The organism is Streptomyces sp. NPDC049813, assembly GCF_044465085.1.
Taxonomy (GTDB): Bacteria; Actinomycetota; Actinomycetes; order Streptomycetales; family Streptomycetaceae; genus Streptomyces.
Genome location: NZ_JBITLI010000022.1, coordinates 46,130 through 62,380 on the forward strand (window position 1 = coordinate 46,130; position 16,251 = coordinate 62,380).

Genomic DNA, 16,251 nt, shown 5'->3' on the forward strand with positions numbered 1-16,251 from the left:
TTTCTGTACGGTTCGGGGTCGGATCGGTCAGGGGGCCAGGTCGATCGGCTCGGCGGGCGCGCCGTCGGTGAGCAGGTCGACGAGTCTCGGGTGGAGGTCGTCGGGGACCAGCCGGTCGGCCGTCGCGGCGAGTTCCGCCAGAGACCACCAGCGGTGACCGACGATGGAGGAGCGCTCGTTCTCCGTGAAGCCGGCGGTGCTGATGTCGAAGGCGGGGACGCGGGCCAGGTAGTAGCGCTCGTGGAAGAGGTAGGCGACGCCCCCCATCGCTCCGGTCTTGCGGCGCCGCCACACCTCCGTCCCGAGGACGAGCCCGGTCAGCCCGGTCTCCTCCGCGACCTCTCGCGCACCGGCCTCCTCATAGCTCTCGCCCTGCTCCACGCCGCCCCCGACCGGGTACCAGAACGTGTGCCCGTCGCTCTCGTCCCGGCTGGAGAAGAGGAGCAGACGGTCGGCCTCGTCGAGCAGGAGCACCCGCACCGTGGGCCGCAGGACGAGGTCCGCCTCCGCGGGCTCCGCGTGTGCTTCCTGCGCCGTTGTCTCGTGCATTCTCGAGTTCCTTTCCTTCACGAACCTGACGGTCTCGTACCTGACGATCCCGTCCCTGACGGCCTCGTCCCGCGGGCCATGTCCCGGAAACGAGGGACATCGTCCTCAGCGACGGTCAGGTCGTCCGTCCTGAGACGGCGGGAGCGCGCTCTTCGGCCCCGGCCTGCGGTGGGCCCCCGAGCAGGGCGTGGCTCCGCCGCGCCCTCGACGGGCCGTACCAGGGGGGACGGCGGCCCGCGACAGGCGGGCCGCCCGTTCCGGTCCGAAACCCGACAAGAAGTCGGCGAGGGGCCGGTCGAGGCTGACGTGGGCGCAGCGGGCGCAGACCTCGTCCGCCCCCTGTACTGCCACCCCCAGACGACAAGCGGCCAGCAGACAGGCGTCGTTGAACGCGTCACCGAAGGCGGTCACCGCGTCCAGGACCGGCCGCTCCGCCCGGCGCGCGAGATGGGCCGCGAGCCCGGACGCCTTGCACGTCCCCCGCGGACGGATCTGCAACGCGCCGAGCGGGCCGACGCGATCGGTGTCGTGCCGCGCCCCGCACCGCCGGGCGAGATCCTCGGACGCGTCGAACGCCGTGACGGCCGTCAACTGGCCGCGAGCGGGGGAGGGGTGGGAGTCCACCGTGACGACGGAGCGGCTCAACGCGTACATGCGCGCGTACAGCAGGGCCGCACGCCGTGACGAGGCGACGAGCTCTCCGCCCGCCTCGGCCACGAAGTCCCGTGCGCCGCCGTCTGCCAGGGTGCGCAGGACGTCGGCCGGCAGCCACCGCAACGCCGTGACGCGACCGGTCGACCGCCGCAACACCACGGCGCCGTCTCCCAGCAGCACCTCGTCCGCCAGTACGGACGACGGCAGGCCGGCCAGCGCGAGCTCGCGGAAGGAACGGACGGCCCGGCCGCTGACCACCAGCGGCGCCAGGCCGCTCGCGGCGAGTTCGGCGAGACGGTCGGCCAGGCCCGGCCGTAACCGGCCACGCGGGTCGAGCAGCGTCCCGTCGAGATCGAACGCCGCGTAACGGACGGCGGGCAGAGATCCGGCTGCTGCGACGGCCATGGCGAAGGCTCAGCCGATCCGGTACTGGCGCAGGACGCGCGTCGCCGCGTAACTGGCGGGCACCGGCCGTCCCGTCGACGGCGAGATGCTCGTGGTCCGGGCCACGCGCACCGGCTTGCGCCGGTCGGTGAGCAGGTGGTGACCGCCGAGCGCGCGGTCCAGCAGGGCGGCGCCGTCCTGCTCCCCGATGAGCAACCGGCCCGGCGGACGTTCCCCCGTGGAGTACGTGATGTCGCACAGGAGCGTGACCAGCACCGAGCCGCCCGCCCGGGTCCGGTCGGCGAGCAGTGCGACCGTCTCCTCGACGCGCTCGGGATCGGCGCTGCTGTGGTGGACCGAGTCGAAGCAGACGACGGCGTCGAGCGTCGCGGGCGCAAGCCCGCGCAGCCAGCCGAACGCGTCGCCCTGGATGATGTCGCAGCCGTCGAGCCGCTCCTCGTCCACCGCGCCCCGCAACTCGGCGACGGCATGGGCGCTGTGGTCGATCGCGGTCACCCGCAGGCCCTGGCGCGCGGCGTGCAGGGCGTGCCGCCCCGCACCGCATCCGAGGTCCGCCAGGTGTGGCCGCCGGCCGTTCGCCGAGGCGGCCAGCGCGTCGATCATCGCGCGCGCCGTGTCGGAGGGCGGCCGGATCCCCTCCTGGGCCCAGATGTCCCGGTACACCAGGTGGTCACGGGCCGTCTGGCTCGTCCCGGTCGGCCGGCCACCGGGCTCGGACGCCGCGGCGGGCCGGGCGGGAATCAGCCGGGATTTTTCCATGGAAGTCCCTCGCATTGTGGGCTGAAAAGGCTGTGACGGTCCGCGTGCCTTCTGCCGAAGGGCAGTCCGCCCCGAGATGGAATGACGGGGCCAGGACGTCGCAACGGACGCCTTGCGTGCAATCTGCGGTGCCGTCGATTCTAGTCGGCGATGTGGAGCGGAACGCGCTGCGAGCCGTCACGAGATTTCGTCACTTCTGGGCCCCGTACCCCCTGTGACAGGCTGTTCGCCATAAGAAGCGCGGTGTTGTCCGGCAGTCGCCCCGCCGCGTGTGCCCCGGGACCGGGGCCGTCCATCACGCCGCTCAGGCACCGTACTTGGGAGTGAAGAATGCGAGGGCTCGCGGGAAAGACCGTCATCGTCACCGGCGGTGCGCAGGGAATCGGGCGCGCCGTGGCCGACAGGGTCGTCCAAGAAGGCGGAAACGTGGTGATCGCCGACTCCCATACGGAATGCGGAAAGTCGGCCGCTCAGGAAATCGACGAGACCGCGGGCCGGCCCGCCGCCCTTTTCGTGCACACCGACGTGTCCGACGAGGAATCCGTCCGGAGCATGACGGTACTAGCGGCCGAGCATTTCGGTGGCGTCGACCAACTGGTGAACTGCGCCGCGGTGTTCATCATGCGCGGCCTGGAGGCCACCGTCGAGGAATGGCGCCGAATCATGGACGTCAACATCATGGGCCAGGCGCTGTGCGTGAAGCACGCCGCCCCGTACATGCGGAAGCGCGGCGCGGGGTCGGTCGTCAACATCGCCTCGATATCCGGGCACATCGCGCAGCCCGGGTACCTCACGTACAACGCGACCAAGGCGGCGGTGGCCAACATGACCCGCTGTATGGCGATGGACCTGGCGCCCGACCGAATCCGCGTGAACGCGGTCAACCCCGGCACGGTCTGGAACAAGAACAACGAACGCTTCCACCGCGAGCAACTCGGAATGGACCGGGCCCAGGCGGACGCGGATCCGGAGATCGGTGGCCGGCACATGCTGGGCCGCACCGCGGACCCCGAGGAGATCGCGTCCGCCGTGGCCTTCCTCCTTTCGGAAGAGGCCAGTTACATCACCGGCGAGAACCTGATGGTCGACGCCGGCTACACGGCGATGTGAGGCGAATGCTTTGATTTTCGATCTGCACACCCACCACCGCCGCTGCGGTCACGCCCGCGGCGAACTGAGGGACTACGTCGAGGCGGCGCTCGCCGCCGGCCTGGACACCCTCGGATTCTCCGACCACTCGCCCTTCTTCGCCGAAGAGGACGACCACCACAAGCCGTGGGTGGCGATGGCCAGGCCGGAGTTCGGGTCCTACCTTGCCGAAGCGGCCCGGCTGCGCGAGGAGTACCGCGGCCGCATCCGGCTGCTCACCGGGGTGGAGTCGGACTTCTTCCCGGAACACGCGGAGCTCTACGCGCGCACCTACGCGGACCTCGAACTCGACTACATCATCGGCTCCGTGCATGTGGTGGGCGACACGGACATCTTCCACCGGGACCGGTGGACCGGCGCCACCGAGGACCATCTGCTCGCGGAGAAGGAGCGGTACTGCGACCTCGTCGCGGCCTCGGCCCGGTCGGGCATGTTCGACATCCTCGGCCACATCGACGCCCTGCGGGGCAACTGTCCCCGCCTGGACGAGATCCGGACACCGGCCGAGGACCGCATGGTCGAGGCCATCGCCGAATCCGGTGTCGTGGTGGAGGTCAACACCTCGGGAAACACCAAGCGGTGCGGCGGCTGGTATCCGAGCGACCGTCTGCTCGGCCGGCTGCGGGAGCACGACATACCGCTGACCTTCGGCTCCGACGCACACGACCCCGAACGCGTCGGGGACCAGTTCCACGAGGTCCGCGGGCGCCTGCGCGCCCTCGGCTACCGCGACTGGCACGTCTTCGAGCGCCGGGAACGCCGTGCGGTCCCGCTGTGACCACCCGGCACGAGGACGGACACGACGGCCGGCCGGTGAACGGCCGGCAAGGGCCCGAACACCAGCGAAGAACCCCAAGAACTCTGCTTTCGCACGGAACATGAGGTGTCTGATGACCACACGCACCATCAGGGTCGCGCTCGCCGGAGCCGGCTCGTGCGCGTCGAGCTTCGTCCAGGCGGTGGCCGCCTCCGCCCTCACCGGTGACGAGGAACAGCCGGGGGTGATGTACGACCGGATCGGGGGATACCACCTGTCCGACCTGACCTTCGTCGCGGCTTTCGAGGCGGACGCGAACAAGATCGGACGGGAGCTCGCGGACGCCCTGCGTCAGCGCCCCACCGTGGCCGTCCAGCACGTCCAGGTGCCCGACACCGGCGTGCTGGTCCGTCCCGGACCGGCGCTGGACGGCATAGCCGGACGGCTCGCCGGTGTCGTCGACGTCGCACCGGCCGCGCAGACGACGACGGTCGAGGACGTGACCGCCGAACTGCGCAGGACAGCCGCCGACGTACTCGTGTGCTTCCTGCCCACCGGGGCCACCGACGCCGTGCGGGCCTATGCGCGGGCCTGCGCCGCGGCCGGCACGGCGTTCGTCAACGCCACGCCGGAGGCGGTCGCGGGCGACGACGGCCTCGCCGCCCTCTTCGAGGACAGCGGCGTCCCGCTGCTCGGCGACGACCTGCGCAGCCACCTCGGAGCGACCACGCTGCACACCGCGCTGCTCGATCTGCTCATCGGCCGCGGACTCACGGTCAAGGACACCTACCAGCTCAACGTCGGCGGCAACACCGACTTCCTCAACCTGTCGGACCCCGCGCGGTCGGCCAGCAAGCAGGTCTCCAAGCGCCGCGCCCTGACCAACGCGGGGATCGACGCGACCGACGTGGCCGCGGGCCCCAACGGCTACGTGAAACACCTCGGTGACCGCAAGGTGTGTTTCCTGCGCATCGAGGCCGAGAACATCATCGGCGCGCCCGTCGCCATGGAGGTGCGGCTTGAGGTCGAGGACAGCCCGAACGCGGCGGCCGTGGTCGCCAACGCCGTACGGGTGGCGAAGGCCGCCGCCGACCGCGGACTCGCCGGCGTGATCGATCCGGTCTGCGCCTTCCTCTTCAAGAGTCCCCGCGAGGGCATGTCCGAGCCACAGGCACTCGCTGGCTTCCGTGCCTTCGTCACCGCCGTGCGGGCCGAGCCCGGCGACGCCCACGCACCTGCGCACTTCACCGCTTCGGTGGACGACCACTCTCTCGTAAGGACGGCCTGACATGGACCGGAAGATCGTGCGGGACATCATCCGCACCGAACTGGAGCGGCTCCTGGGGACCGCGGCGACGTTCGGTGACGACGAACCGCTCGTCGACCACGGACTCGACTCGCTCCTCAGCGTGGAACTCACCCTCAACCTGGAGGACGCCTTCGCCATCACCTTCGAGGACGACGAGCTGTCGTTCGAGAACTTCTCCTCCGTGAGGGCCGTCGCCGACCTCGTCACGGCGAAGGACCCGGCATGACCGCCAAGGCCCCGGCAGGTTCCGACGCGGTGCCCGCCACGGCGGTGCCGCTGCCCGACCCCTCCGGCCCGGTGGCCAAGGCCGGCTGGCAGCCCTGTGCCGCCGACGACCCCGGCCCGGCAGTCCTGCGTGCCGGCTGGGGCCTGGAGGCCTCCCGCGCCGAGCGGTTGTACCGCGAAAGCATCAACGACCTCTGGCGGTTCCGTACCGACAGCGGTGAGGTCATCCTCAAGGCGCTCGGCCAGCCCGCCACCACCGCCTGGCTCGACTTCCAGAGGGTGGCCGGTGAGCTGGCCGCCGAAGCCGGGCTCCCCGTCCCGCTGTCCGTGCCGACCCGCGACGGCGCCCCGGTGGCGCACCGGGGCGGCCGGCAGTGGCAGCTCCGCCCGTACCGGCAGGGACAGCCCTTCGCCCCCGACTCGCCCGGTCACCTCGCGCAGACCGCACGGGCGCTGAACACCCTGCACCGGCTGCCGGTGACAGGGTTCGGGCACGCCCCGGCGAGCCCCGGCGACGAGACCGCGTTCTGGCGCACCGCAGGCGAGGAGGGCTGGCACCAGCTCGACCGTGCGCTCGCGCCCGTGCTCACGGCGCAGCGGCGGTCGAGCGCCGTGGCCGCCTGGCGCGCCGTCCACCAGCGGGCCGTCGCCGAGCTGGACGGCGCCGGATACGACACCCTGCCCGCCGTCCTCACCCACGGCGAGGTGGCCGGCTCCAACCTGGTCTTCGACCGGGAGGGCACACTGCGCGCTCTCCTGGACTGGGACGCCGTCCAGCTCCGGCCCCGTGCGTACGACCTGGCGAAGGCGGCGCTCTTCCTCGGCCGCATCGCCCGTGGCAGCCTGGACATCGATCCGGACCGGGCCGCCACCGTGATCGCGGGCATCGCCGGCGGGCAGCCGTTGGCAGACCGTGAGGCGGCCGTGCTCACCCCGCTCCTCGAGCTGTACTTCGTGCCCACTCCCGACCGGCTGCGGCGCATGGCGCACACCGTCCCCCGGCACCTCGACTGGTACGTCGACTGGTCCCTCGACGGAGCCCGGCGCGCGCGCCGCCTGCTGGACCCGGTGATCCGGCGCCGGCACGTCATGACGGCCGTGCCCGGTCCGGTCCGGGCCGACGCGCACACGGCGGTCCACCTGTCCGTCCCGGGCGCACGAGTACACCTGACGGGACCCGCGCGCCTCGTGGGTGACGCGGCGGACCGGCTGGCCCCCTTCGTCGCCGTCTCGGAGCCGGCCGAGCACCACCAGCCGGACGGCACCTGGTCGATCCGGTACCCGGCCGAGGCAGGGGCGGGGGCGGACCCGGCCGAACTCGAACACGTGACGATCACCGCCCCGACGGAGCCCACGGCCACGCTCACCGTGGACCACACGCGCCGCCGTCTGCTCCTCGACCCCGCCTGCGGCATCGGGTTCGCCACCCACCTCGCCGCCCGGTACGCGAGAATCCTGCTCCGTCTGCAACGGGCCACACGGGCCCAGGAGTTGTTCCTGCACGCCGGGATGGCGGCGACCGCGCGGGGCGCCGGCCGGACCGACCGCGGCATCGCCGTGATCGGGCCCAAGCGCACGGGGAAGACCTCCACCGTCATGGCGGCCATGCGCGCCGGCGCCGCCTTCGTCGGCAACGACGACCTCAGCGTCACCCGGTCCCCGAACGGCTGGACCGGGCACGGCTGGCCCCGGTCGGTCTCGGTACGGTCCGACACCTTCACCGCCCTGGGGGCCGCGCCGCCCAGGGGCTCCGCCCACCCGGCCCGCCCACCCGGCCCGGGAGGACCGGCCGGGAGAACCGCCCCCGTCATGCTGCTGCCCGCCGAACTCGCGAGCCTGCTGGGCGCCCCCGGGGTCCGCCCGTCGGCACCGCTCACCGCACTGGTCTTCCCCCGCTTCGTCCCTGACGCCGCGGACACGGCACTGCGGGAACTGACCCCCGAGCAGACGGCGCGGCGCCTGCGGCGGGAACACCCCGTCCGCGTGGTGAAGCAGGCCGACTTCCTGCTGCCCCACTTCCCGCGCCCCTCGCCCGCCGAGACGGACGAGGTGTGGCGGCTCCTTGCCGCCGAGGTACCAGGGTTCGAGCTGACCCAGTCCTTCACCGGCCTGACCGCGGGAGCCGAGCGCCTGGCAAGCCTCTGGAACTGAGGCGGCCCGCCTCCTGCGCGACGGGCCCCCATGCCTTCCGCGCCCCACCCGCACACGGTCGAGCCGGTCCACCGCCGCGCCCCGCACCGATCCGTTCCCGTCCCCGCACAGGGCCGTCCGGCCCACCCGAATGAGGAGCAGCCATGTCCGCAGCCACTACTCCGCACAGCGTCTCGGTCTACGCCGACCACGCTCAGCAGATCGAGGAGCTTCCCTACGAGCTCGTGGAGCGCAAGGGCGTCGGGCACCCCGACACGATGTGCGACGCCATCGCGGAGCGCGCCTCCCAGCTGTACTCCCAGTACTGCCTCGACCACTTCGGCCGGGTGGCACACCACTGGTTCGACAAGGTGATGATCTTCGGCGGGGAGGCCCACCTCGACTACGGCCGGGGCGAGCTGACCAACCCGTACACCGTGCTGTTCGCCGGCAAGGGCGCCTACCGGTGCGGCGACCGGCCCATCCCCCTGGAAGAGATCCTGCGGCAGGCCGCCGCCGAGGTCCTCGACCGGGTGAGCACCGGCTTCGACGCCGACCGCCACCTCGTCATCGACTGCCGGATCGTGGACCACCAGGGCGCGGGGCGCCGCAACTCCCGTTACCGCCCGCGCTCCGCCGACGACCTGATCACCATCGGCGACCCCGGCCTGGTGTCCAACGACACCAACCTCCTGCACGCCTACGCGCCCTTCAGCCGCCTCGAACAGGCCGTACTGGACGTGGAGCAGTTCATCAACGGGACCGACTTCAAGGACCGCAACGCGGACACCGGCTGGGACGTCAAGGTGTTCGGCAGCCGCAGCGGCGAGTCGTTCAACTTCGTGGTGAACATGCCCTTCCTCGCGGGCCGCATCACCTCCTTCGCCCACTACCTGGAGCGCAAGAAGGCATGCCAGGCCGAGATCCTCGCGCTGCTCACGCGGAGCGTGGGCAGCACACCGACGCTCACGGTCAACCCCACGGACCGCAACGGGCTGCCCTACCTCACCGCCCTGGGTTCCGTCGCGGACACCGGCGACGTCGGCGCGGTGGGCCGGGGAAACCGCGTCACGGGGCTGATCACACCGATGCGGTCCATGAGCATCGAGGCGCCGGCCGGCAAGAACCCGCTCGACCACACCGGCAAGCTGTACGGGGTGCTGGCCAGGAAGCTCGCCCTCCGGCTGCACGACCTGCTCGGCAAGCCGGTCGAGACCCACATCTTCACGTCCAAGGAGGCCCCGCTCGACCGGCCCGACGAGGTGGTGGTCCGGGTCCACGGACTCTCGCAGGACCCGGCCGAGGAGGACCTCGTCCGCAAGACGGTGGACGACGCGCTGGCCGGCACCGCCGAGCTGACCCGCGAGATCATCGTCACCGGGGTGACGATGTGGTGACAGCACATCCTTCGCTCGCCACCGACCTCCTCGCCGCGACCGCCGCCGTCACCGCCGACGGCCCCGCCGCCGCGGAGAGCGGCTGGGTCCGCCCCTACACCCCGCCGGACCCGGACGACGGCAGCCAGTTCCTGCTGATGCTGAAACCGGAACTGCTCGCCGAGGCCGCCGTGTCCGGTGCCGGCCTGTTGGGCCGGGTACTGGACAGGCTGACTGCCGGCGGTCTGCGTCTGGGGGCCGCCCGCGTCGTCGGCGCGGCCGACATCACGGCGCGGCGCATGGTGGAGCACCACTACGCCGTACTCAACCGGGTCTCCACCCAGGGCCTCGACGCCCTGCCGCCCAACGCCCGGCACCGGCTCGCCGAGCGGTACGCCCAGGACACCGCCGAGCACCCGGACGCCGTCCCGGCCCGCATCCTCGGTGGACACCAACTGCTGGCACAGCGACCGGACCTGACGGCAGCAGCGCTGGACGTGCTCGCCCGGAACCTGCCGGTCGTCAAGGCCGCGTCCGGGGTCTACACGACGGAACTCCTGCTCGACGGCGAGAGGTTCGTGGTCCTCAACGCCTTCCACCCCATGCAGCTGGCCCACTTCCAGCAGCCCGGCGGCGCGGTCGCCCTCCTGACCTGCACGACGCACCGGCCCACCGACCTGGTGCGCCGCGAGGTGATCGGCGCGACCGACCCGGCCGAGGCCCGTCCCGGCTCGGTCAAGCACATGCTGTACAAGGACCGCGCCACGTTCAGAACGTGGAAGGTCTGCACCCGGCTCAACGGCGTGCACCTGTCTCCCGGTCCCGTCGAAGCGATGTTCACCATCCAGAAGTACTTCACCGACGACCGGACACCGATGCCCCTCGCCCGGACGGCGCTGGGCAGGAGGCTGCTGGCCGCGGGCGCGGACGCGGACGCGCTGTCGACGCTCGGCGGCAACCCGGTCGTCGAGCACGGCGGCGGCGGACACCTCTTCGACGTCACGGAGGACGCCACCACGCAGGAGTGCGAGCACATGCTGCTCCGCCTCCTGGAGCGCCCGGAGGCCGGACGCCCGTACGCGGACAAGGGGACGACGGCGTGACGGCCCACCGCAAGGGCACGGGCCCGCCCGGACGTGCCCCGGTGCCGCGGCGGATCTGGCTGCTGGGTCCGCCCGGCGCGGGCAAGACCACGCTGGGCCGGCGGCTCGCCGAGCGGCTGGGCCACCCCCACCACGAACTGGACGCGCACTTCTGGCACCAGGGATGGAATCGGGCAGACAGCGACGCGTTCCACGCCGTCGTGACCGGGCTCGCGGCAGGGGAGAGGTGGATCGTCGACGGGCAGTACCACGACGCGCACCCGGTGCTGGCCGCACGAGCCGACACCGTCATCTGGCTGGACGTCCCGCTGGGCGTCGCCCTGTACCGGGTGACACGCCGCACGCTGCGGCGTCTGCTCACCCGCACGGCCCTGTGGAACGACAACCGGGAGACCCTCGGCAGCGCCGTGGGACTGCTGGTGTGGACCGTACGCAGCCACCGTGCCGTCGCCGCCGTCAACCGGCCGCTCCTCGCCCGCCTGGCAGCTCGCGACGTGCGCACCCTGCGCGCCGCCTCGGTGAAGGCCGCACTCACCGAACTGCTCGGCGCGCCCCCGCCGGACCGGCTCACCGAGAAGGGCCCGCCGACCCCGGAGGCAGCCGACCCCCTCCCACCCGGCAGGAGACCATGATGCCGCCCCCGCACACCACCACCCTGGCGCTCCTCGGCGGCGAACCCACGACCAGCAGGCTGCCGGACCCGCGGCCGAGACCGCCCACGGAAGAGGACCTGGCCCTCGTCACGGCGATGCTGCGCCGCGGCGAGGGCGCCTACGTCGGCGACGAGGGCCAGGTACGCGAACTCGAAACCGAGTTCGGTCGCCTGGTCGGCGCCCGCCACGCACTCGCCGTCAACTCCGGTACGTCCGCGCTGTACTCCGCGTTCTTCGGGATCGGTCTCGAACCCGGCGACGAGGTGCTCGCCCCCACCTACACGTTCCTGGCCACCGTGATGCCACTGTTCGCCGTCAACGCCGTACCCGTCCTCGCCGACGTGGACGAGCGGACCGGGAACCTCGACCCGGCCGACCTGGAAAGGCACCTGACCCCCCGCACCAGGGCCGTCGTCGTCACCCACCTCAACGGCGTTCCCGCCGACATGCCCGCGCTCACGGCGTTCGCACGCCGGCACCGGCTCGCCGTCGTCGAGGACTGCTCGCAGGCACACGGCGCGATCTGCGCCGGCAAGCACGTGGGCTCGTACGGCGACGCGGCTGCCTTCAGCCTCCAGGCCAAGAAGACGGTGAGCGCCGGAACGGGCGGCATTCTGCTCACCGACGACCAGCGGGTCCACGAACGCGCCGTGATGCTCGGGCACTTCCTCGACCGCGCCGAACAAGCCGTGACCAGCGACGAGTACGCCCGCTTCGCGGGCACCGGGTTCGGCCACAACCTGCGCATGCACCCCGTCGGCGCCGCCCTGGCCCGGGGCTCCCTGCGCGCACTCCCCGAGACCCTGCGCCACCGGAAGGCCAATTACGACCTCCTGGACCAGCTGCTCACCGGCATCCCCGGCCTGCGCCCGCCCGCCCGCGCGCCCTACATGGACGCGCTCGGTTACTACAGTTACCAGCCGCTCTACGTCCCCGAGGAACTCGGCGGCCTGTCAGCCGAGTTGTTCGTACGTGCGGCGGTCGCGGAAGGGGTCCCGCTGTCGAGGCCGCGTTCGGCGCCCCTGCACTGCCAGCCCGTCTTCACGGACCGCGGCTGGCACTCCGGGACCTTCACGCCGCACGCCGGTGCGGGGCGGGGCTACCGGCACTACCACCCCAAGGAGTTCCCGGGCTCGCTGCGCTACTTGGAGCGCGCCCTGCGGCTGCCGGTGTACTCGACCGACATCCGCGACCACGTGGAGCGCTGGGCGCAGGCGTTGGCCAAGGTCGCCGCGGGGGCACACGTGTTGCGTGCCCACGAGTCACGCTGAGCCCGCGGTCCGACCGCCGATGACCCCGGAAAGTCGGCGGTAAGTCCGGTTCAACGCCTTATGTCTACCGTTCTTCATGCTGCCGGGCCACTTGCTGAAGAGGAAGCGTGCTGGAGGCCGGAGTCGATGCGGTGACACGCTCATCGCATCGCACTGTCCCGAAGAATCAGGGAGCCACGGTGACCTCGACCGACTCGACACACGCCCCCATCACTCCTCGCGAGAAGCAGGTGCTCACGCTGCTCGCCGAAGGTCTCACCTACGGCAGCATCGCCAGAAGGCTCGGGATCAGCCCGCACACCGTGGACACGCACCTGCGGCGGCTGCGGGAGAAGACCGGGGCGGCCAACCGCATGCAACTCGCCGTCCTGAGTCACATCCTGGGAAACGACAGTATGCGGAGCGCCGGCTGACGGCACACCCCACGCGGGCGGCAGAGGTGAGGCAGGCATCTTCACACGAAACAGGGAACCCATGAATTCGACAGAAATGCATCGTTGGGTGGGCGATGTCGAGACGTTCGACGCCACGTACTGGCGGCGGGAGCCCGCGGTGTTCGACACGGCGCCGCCCCCGCCTATGGGCCTCACCGACATCGACACCGCTCTGGCGGGGGGGACACTCAGGTCTCCGCATGTCGAGATGGTCCGAGCGGGCAAGGAGATGGCGCTCAAGGAGTACACGGAAGCCCGCGAAGTGGGCGCCAGACCCATCGTGGGCTTCGCCGACGGCCCAGCCATACTCGCCCATCTGCAGAAGGGAGCGACACTCCTCCTGCGGAACACCGAGCAGTGGCACCGCCCCACCGCCGAACTGGTGGCCCGCCTCGCCGATGAGACGGGCCGGCGAGTGGAGGCGTTCTTCTTCGTCACGCCACCGGGAGCCCAAGGACTCGCGGTGCACCGGGACGACGCGGACGTGCTCCTCCTGCAAGTGGCGGGCAGCAAGCGGTGGACGGTCCGAAGCGGTCCGCCCGATCACCACTGGCAGGCGGGAGAAGTCGCGGGAGACGCCGGTCCCGTCCTGCTCCAGGCGACAGTGACCACGGGGCAGGTGCTCTACATCCCGCGCGGATACGCCCACTCCGCGGTAGGGGACGAGGGCTTGTCGGCCCATGTGTCCCTGACCATCCGGGAGATCGGCGGGGCCCACCTCACCCGCGCCGTCCCGCGCCTGCTCTGCGAAGGGGTGCGGCTGCCCGCGCGCCCCCTCGACGAATCCGGACTGCTGGAGTCCGCGGGCGCACTGCTCGACACCGCACGCGAGCGACTGGCGGCCCTCGAACCGCAGGATCTGGTGCGGTACGCGCGAGCGATGCAGCGTGACCAGAGGCTCAACACCGCGGAACCCGCGTCCGTGGCCCGTTTCGCAGAACAACTGGCCGGGGAGGCGGGGTGATCACGCCGCGGCGGACGGCGAGCGGTGCCGCGGTGGCCGCCCCTCAGCCGAGACCACGATGGGCGGACCACAACACCGCGGCACGGTCGGCGGCCTCGGCGACCAGGGCAGCCAGTTCGGGTCGGTCGGGCACAGGGAACGAGACGTACGCGCCCCTGCCACCACCAACCGGTCTGCCGTAAGCCTTCACTGCGAGGTGACCGTCCGGGAGGAGCCTGACGTTGAGGTTCGTCAGCGTGAACGTGTCACCGCGTCGGGTGTCCGTCCAGCGGAGTGCCTGGGGGATCACGACATTGATCGCCAGAGCACTTACTTCCAGATCGCTGCTCATGGACGGATGATCTCACGCGAGTCGATGAACCCCTCGCCTCAGCAACCCTGCCAGAGGGAGTCGAGCTTGGTTCGGGCAGGAGCGTTGGGGGCGTAGAAAGCGGTCCAGAGGTGGTCGGAGGAGCGACCGCGGTAGGCGAGTTGGAGGCCGCCCTGCCAGGGGGTGAGGGTGACGCCCGCGCCGGCCTTGCCGTTGTTCTGTTCCGTGAGGAAGACGGCAGGAAGGGCCCGGCCGTCGCGTACCGCGCACAGGCCGATGCGGCGTTCGTCGTCTGCGCCGGACCAGGACAGGACGAGGTCGTCCCCGAGACTTGCGAGGCCGGGCCCTTCGGCGGTCAGGGGATCGTCGTTCCAGGTCACAGCCTGGTCGTCGGACCAGGTGGTGCCGTCGTAGGAGCAGATGCGCAGGTTCCCGACCCGCCCGGGCATGCGGTAGGCGAGGTAGAGGCGGTCACCGTGCCGGGCCAGGGCCGGTCGGTGGCCGGTCATCAGCTGCGACGGCGCCTTCAGCAGCACCGGCTTTCGCCAGGTCACGGCGTCGGCGGACGTCGTATGGAAGAGGCGGGTGTCGGAGCCGTGCCCGCGATAGACGAGGTGGTGGAGCCCGTGGAGGCTCGCCAGGGCGGGTGCGGAGCCGGTGCGTGCCCCGACCTGCTCGGTGAGCGAGGTCTCGGCGCCCCAGTACCCCGGTTTGCCGCGGGTGACGTACAGGTTGCCCTGGTCGGAGCGGCCTGCGTACGCAAGCACGAGCGAACCGGCGTCCGCCGCGATCGCCGGTGACCATCGGCTCGCGGCGTCCTTGCCGTCGGGGTGGACACGCTGGGGGGTGGCCCAGCGGTCGCCGTCCTTGGCGCAGGTGTACAGGAGCGCGGCGTCGGAGATGCCGCGGAAAGCGGCCACGAGGCGAGGTGTCTCGATGCCTTCGGTGCTGGTGAGAGAGGGTGCGCATGGGGAGCGGGCCTCATTGTGGGCGGTGATCTCGGTCTGCGGTGACACCGCGTCCCAGCCGGCCTGCCGGCGGCTGTAGGTGCAGCAGCCGTCGGAGGTGTCGTAGGACATCAGGCACGGGATCTTGCGCCCGGGGCACGCGACGGAGTTGCAGTTCGCGGCGTGGAAGTACCCGCTGCGGTCGGAGCAGGTGTTCCGCTTCATGTACTCGTCCTGCGCGTGGAAGGCGTGCATGCTTTCGTGCACGAACGTCTCGGCCAGCTTCTCGGGGGTGTAGCCGCCGTTCTCGTACGACATCACCACCCAGCTCGCCTCTTCCTCGGGCCGGCAGTACGCGATGACCGGGCTGGGGTACGCGGAGAAGAACGTGAGGTAGGCGCGGTCGGCTTCGGCCTGATTGCCGACGGCGGCGACGAAGTCGCCCATGGGATCCCGGCCGGTGTAGCCCAGGCGTTGCATCACGGGGCCGCGCCAGACCTTCTCGCACGCGATGATGTCGTCACACTTCTTCGGCGGGGTGGTGATCGGAACCTCGACGAAGGAGGGGACGAAGGTCAGCTCGCCCATCGGATTCAGGGACTGGAAGCGGCGGAGACCGCGGAGGACCTCCGACCGCGCCTTCTGCCGCAGGGACGACGGCGGTGTCAGGGCGCCGGGGCCGAGCACCATGACGACCTTGAGGGCGACGCGGCCGTTCATGTCGGTGGCCCAGCGCGGACCGCGCGGGGCGGCGGAGTCGCCCTCGGCGGGGCGCTCTGTGACGGCTTCGGTCCCCGACTCGTCGCCTTCCAGGCCGAGTTCGGCCCAGGAACGCAAGGGCGCGCCGCTGCGGGTGGCGGCATCCGACTCGGCCCGCAGCATGTCGTACCAGGCGCGGACGAGATCCGCCGCCGGTGGATCGAAGCCGGCCGAGTCCGCGTCCTCCTCGGCCACCGGCTCGCCCGCCCGCAAGGCCGGATCGCGGTCAGGGGGCAGCCACGCCGCAACCAGACCGTGCTCCAGTCTCAAACCGATCCGGCCACCGAGAGCGGCGACCTCCGCGGTCAGCGCATCCGGGTCACTGGTGACGTACAGGACATCGGTCATCGCGGCACTCCTCAAGGGGCCGGGTCGGCGGTACGCCCCGTCCGTGCGGGGCCGCTTGCGCCCAGAACCATGGTGAACCACTCCGCGCGTTTCGGCGCGCCGACGCGGCCCGAGGAGCTGCGTACGAGGCTGCGTAGTGGTGGGGGTCG

At 71.6% G+C, this 16,251-nt stretch carries 16 protein-coding genes; 11 read left to right on the forward strand and 5 right to left on the reverse strand.

Annotated features, from left to right (window positions below; genetic code table 11):
* Positions 1-27: 27 nt before the first annotated feature.
* The 3 genes from ACIBW6_RS32580 to ACIBW6_RS32590 form a co-directional block, all read right to left on the reverse strand.
* Positions 28-549 (reverse strand): NUDIX hydrolase, encoded by a 522-nt coding sequence (locus ACIBW6_RS32580; RefSeq protein ID WP_399066083.1) that lies wholly within the window; start codon positions 547-549, stop codon positions 28-30.
* Positions 550-654: 105 nt separating this feature from the next.
* Positions 655-1,608: an HAD family hydrolase gene (locus tag ACIBW6_RS32585; protein ID WP_399066085.1), complete on the reverse strand. Its 954-nt coding sequence runs from the start codon at positions 1,606-1,608 to the stop codon at positions 655-657.
* Positions 1,609-1,617: 9 nt separating this feature from the next.
* Complete coding sequence (locus ACIBW6_RS32590) at positions 1,618-2,367, reverse strand: class I SAM-dependent methyltransferase (protein WP_399066086.1); 750 nt, start codon at positions 2,365-2,367, stop codon at positions 1,618-1,620.
* A 330-nt stretch (positions 2,368-2,697) separates the two neighbouring features.
* On the opposite strand from ACIBW6_RS32590, the gene ACIBW6_RS32595 reads away from it, so the two are divergent.
* The 11 genes from ACIBW6_RS32595 (at position 2,698) to ACIBW6_RS32645 (ending at position 13,738) form a co-directional block, all read left to right on the forward strand.
* Complete coding sequence (locus ACIBW6_RS32595; RefSeq protein ID WP_399066089.1) at positions 2,698-3,477, forward strand: SDR family NAD(P)-dependent oxidoreductase; 780 nt, start codon at positions 2,698-2,700, stop codon at positions 3,475-3,477.
* A 10-nt stretch (positions 3,478-3,487) separates the two neighbouring features.
* Positions 3,488-4,294, forward strand: a complete 807-nt coding sequence (locus ACIBW6_RS32600; protein WP_399066091.1) for a histidinol-phosphatase — start codon at positions 3,488-3,490, stop codon at positions 4,292-4,294.
* Positions 4,295-4,406: 112 nt separating this feature from the next.
* Entirely contained in the window at positions 4,407-5,561 is a 1,155-nt protein-coding gene (locus ACIBW6_RS32605) for an inositol-3-phosphate synthase (RefSeq protein ID WP_399066093.1), read from the forward strand.
* 1 nt (position 5,562) lies between these two features.
* Positions 5,563-5,808 (forward strand): phosphopantetheine-binding protein, encoded by a 246-nt coding sequence (locus ACIBW6_RS32610; protein WP_399066095.1) that lies wholly within the window; start codon positions 5,563-5,565, stop codon positions 5,806-5,808.
* Entirely contained in the window at positions 5,805-7,958 is a 2,154-nt protein-coding gene (locus ACIBW6_RS32615; RefSeq protein WP_399066097.1) for a phosphotransferase, read from the forward strand. The genes ACIBW6_RS32610 and ACIBW6_RS32615 overlap by 4 nt, the downstream gene beginning before the upstream one ends.
* 143 nt (positions 7,959-8,101) lie before the next feature.
* Entirely contained in the window at positions 8,102-9,334 is a 1,233-nt protein-coding gene (locus tag ACIBW6_RS32620; RefSeq protein ID WP_399066099.1) for a methionine adenosyltransferase, read from the forward strand.
* Positions 9,331-10,416 (forward strand): hypothetical protein, encoded by a 1,086-nt coding sequence (locus ACIBW6_RS32625; RefSeq protein ID WP_399066101.1) that lies wholly within the window; start codon positions 9,331-9,333, stop codon positions 10,414-10,416. Before ACIBW6_RS32620 ends, ACIBW6_RS32625 begins: the two co-directional genes overlap by 4 nt.
* On the forward strand, positions 10,413-11,048 hold the full coding sequence (locus tag ACIBW6_RS32630) for an AAA family ATPase (protein ID WP_399066103.1): 636 nt from the start codon (positions 10,413-10,415) through the stop codon (positions 11,046-11,048). The genes ACIBW6_RS32625 and ACIBW6_RS32630 overlap by 4 nt, the downstream gene beginning before the upstream one ends.
* Positions 11,045-12,340 carry a DegT/DnrJ/EryC1/StrS family aminotransferase gene (locus ACIBW6_RS32635; protein ID WP_399066105.1) on the forward strand — a complete coding sequence of 432 codons (1,296 nt, stop codon included), beginning with the start codon at positions 11,045-11,047 and terminating at the stop codon, positions 12,338-12,340. Before ACIBW6_RS32630 ends, ACIBW6_RS32635 begins: the two co-directional genes overlap by 4 nt.
* A 179-nt stretch (positions 12,341-12,519) precedes the next feature.
* Positions 12,520-12,753, forward strand: a complete 234-nt coding sequence (locus ACIBW6_RS32640; RefSeq protein ID WP_399066107.1) for a response regulator transcription factor — start codon at positions 12,520-12,522, stop codon at positions 12,751-12,753.
* 61 nt (positions 12,754-12,814) lie between these two features.
* A complete protein-coding gene (locus ACIBW6_RS32645; RefSeq protein ID WP_399066109.1) occupies positions 12,815-13,738 on the forward strand; it encodes a JmjC domain-containing protein in 924 nt (307 codons plus the stop codon).
* A 43-nt stretch (positions 13,739-13,781) separates the two neighbouring features.
* Here ACIBW6_RS32645 and ACIBW6_RS32650 read toward each other — a convergent pair whose 3' ends face one another.
* Positions 13,782-14,069: a hypothetical protein gene (locus ACIBW6_RS32650; RefSeq protein ID WP_399066111.1), complete on the reverse strand. Its 288-nt coding sequence runs from the start codon at positions 14,067-14,069 to the stop codon at positions 13,782-13,784.
* Positions 14,070-14,107: 38 nt separating this feature from the next.
* Complete coding sequence (locus ACIBW6_RS32655) at positions 14,108-16,102, reverse strand: sialidase family protein (RefSeq protein ID WP_399066113.1); 1,995 nt, start codon at positions 16,100-16,102, stop codon at positions 14,108-14,110.
* Positions 16,103-16,251: the final 149 nt, after the last annotated feature.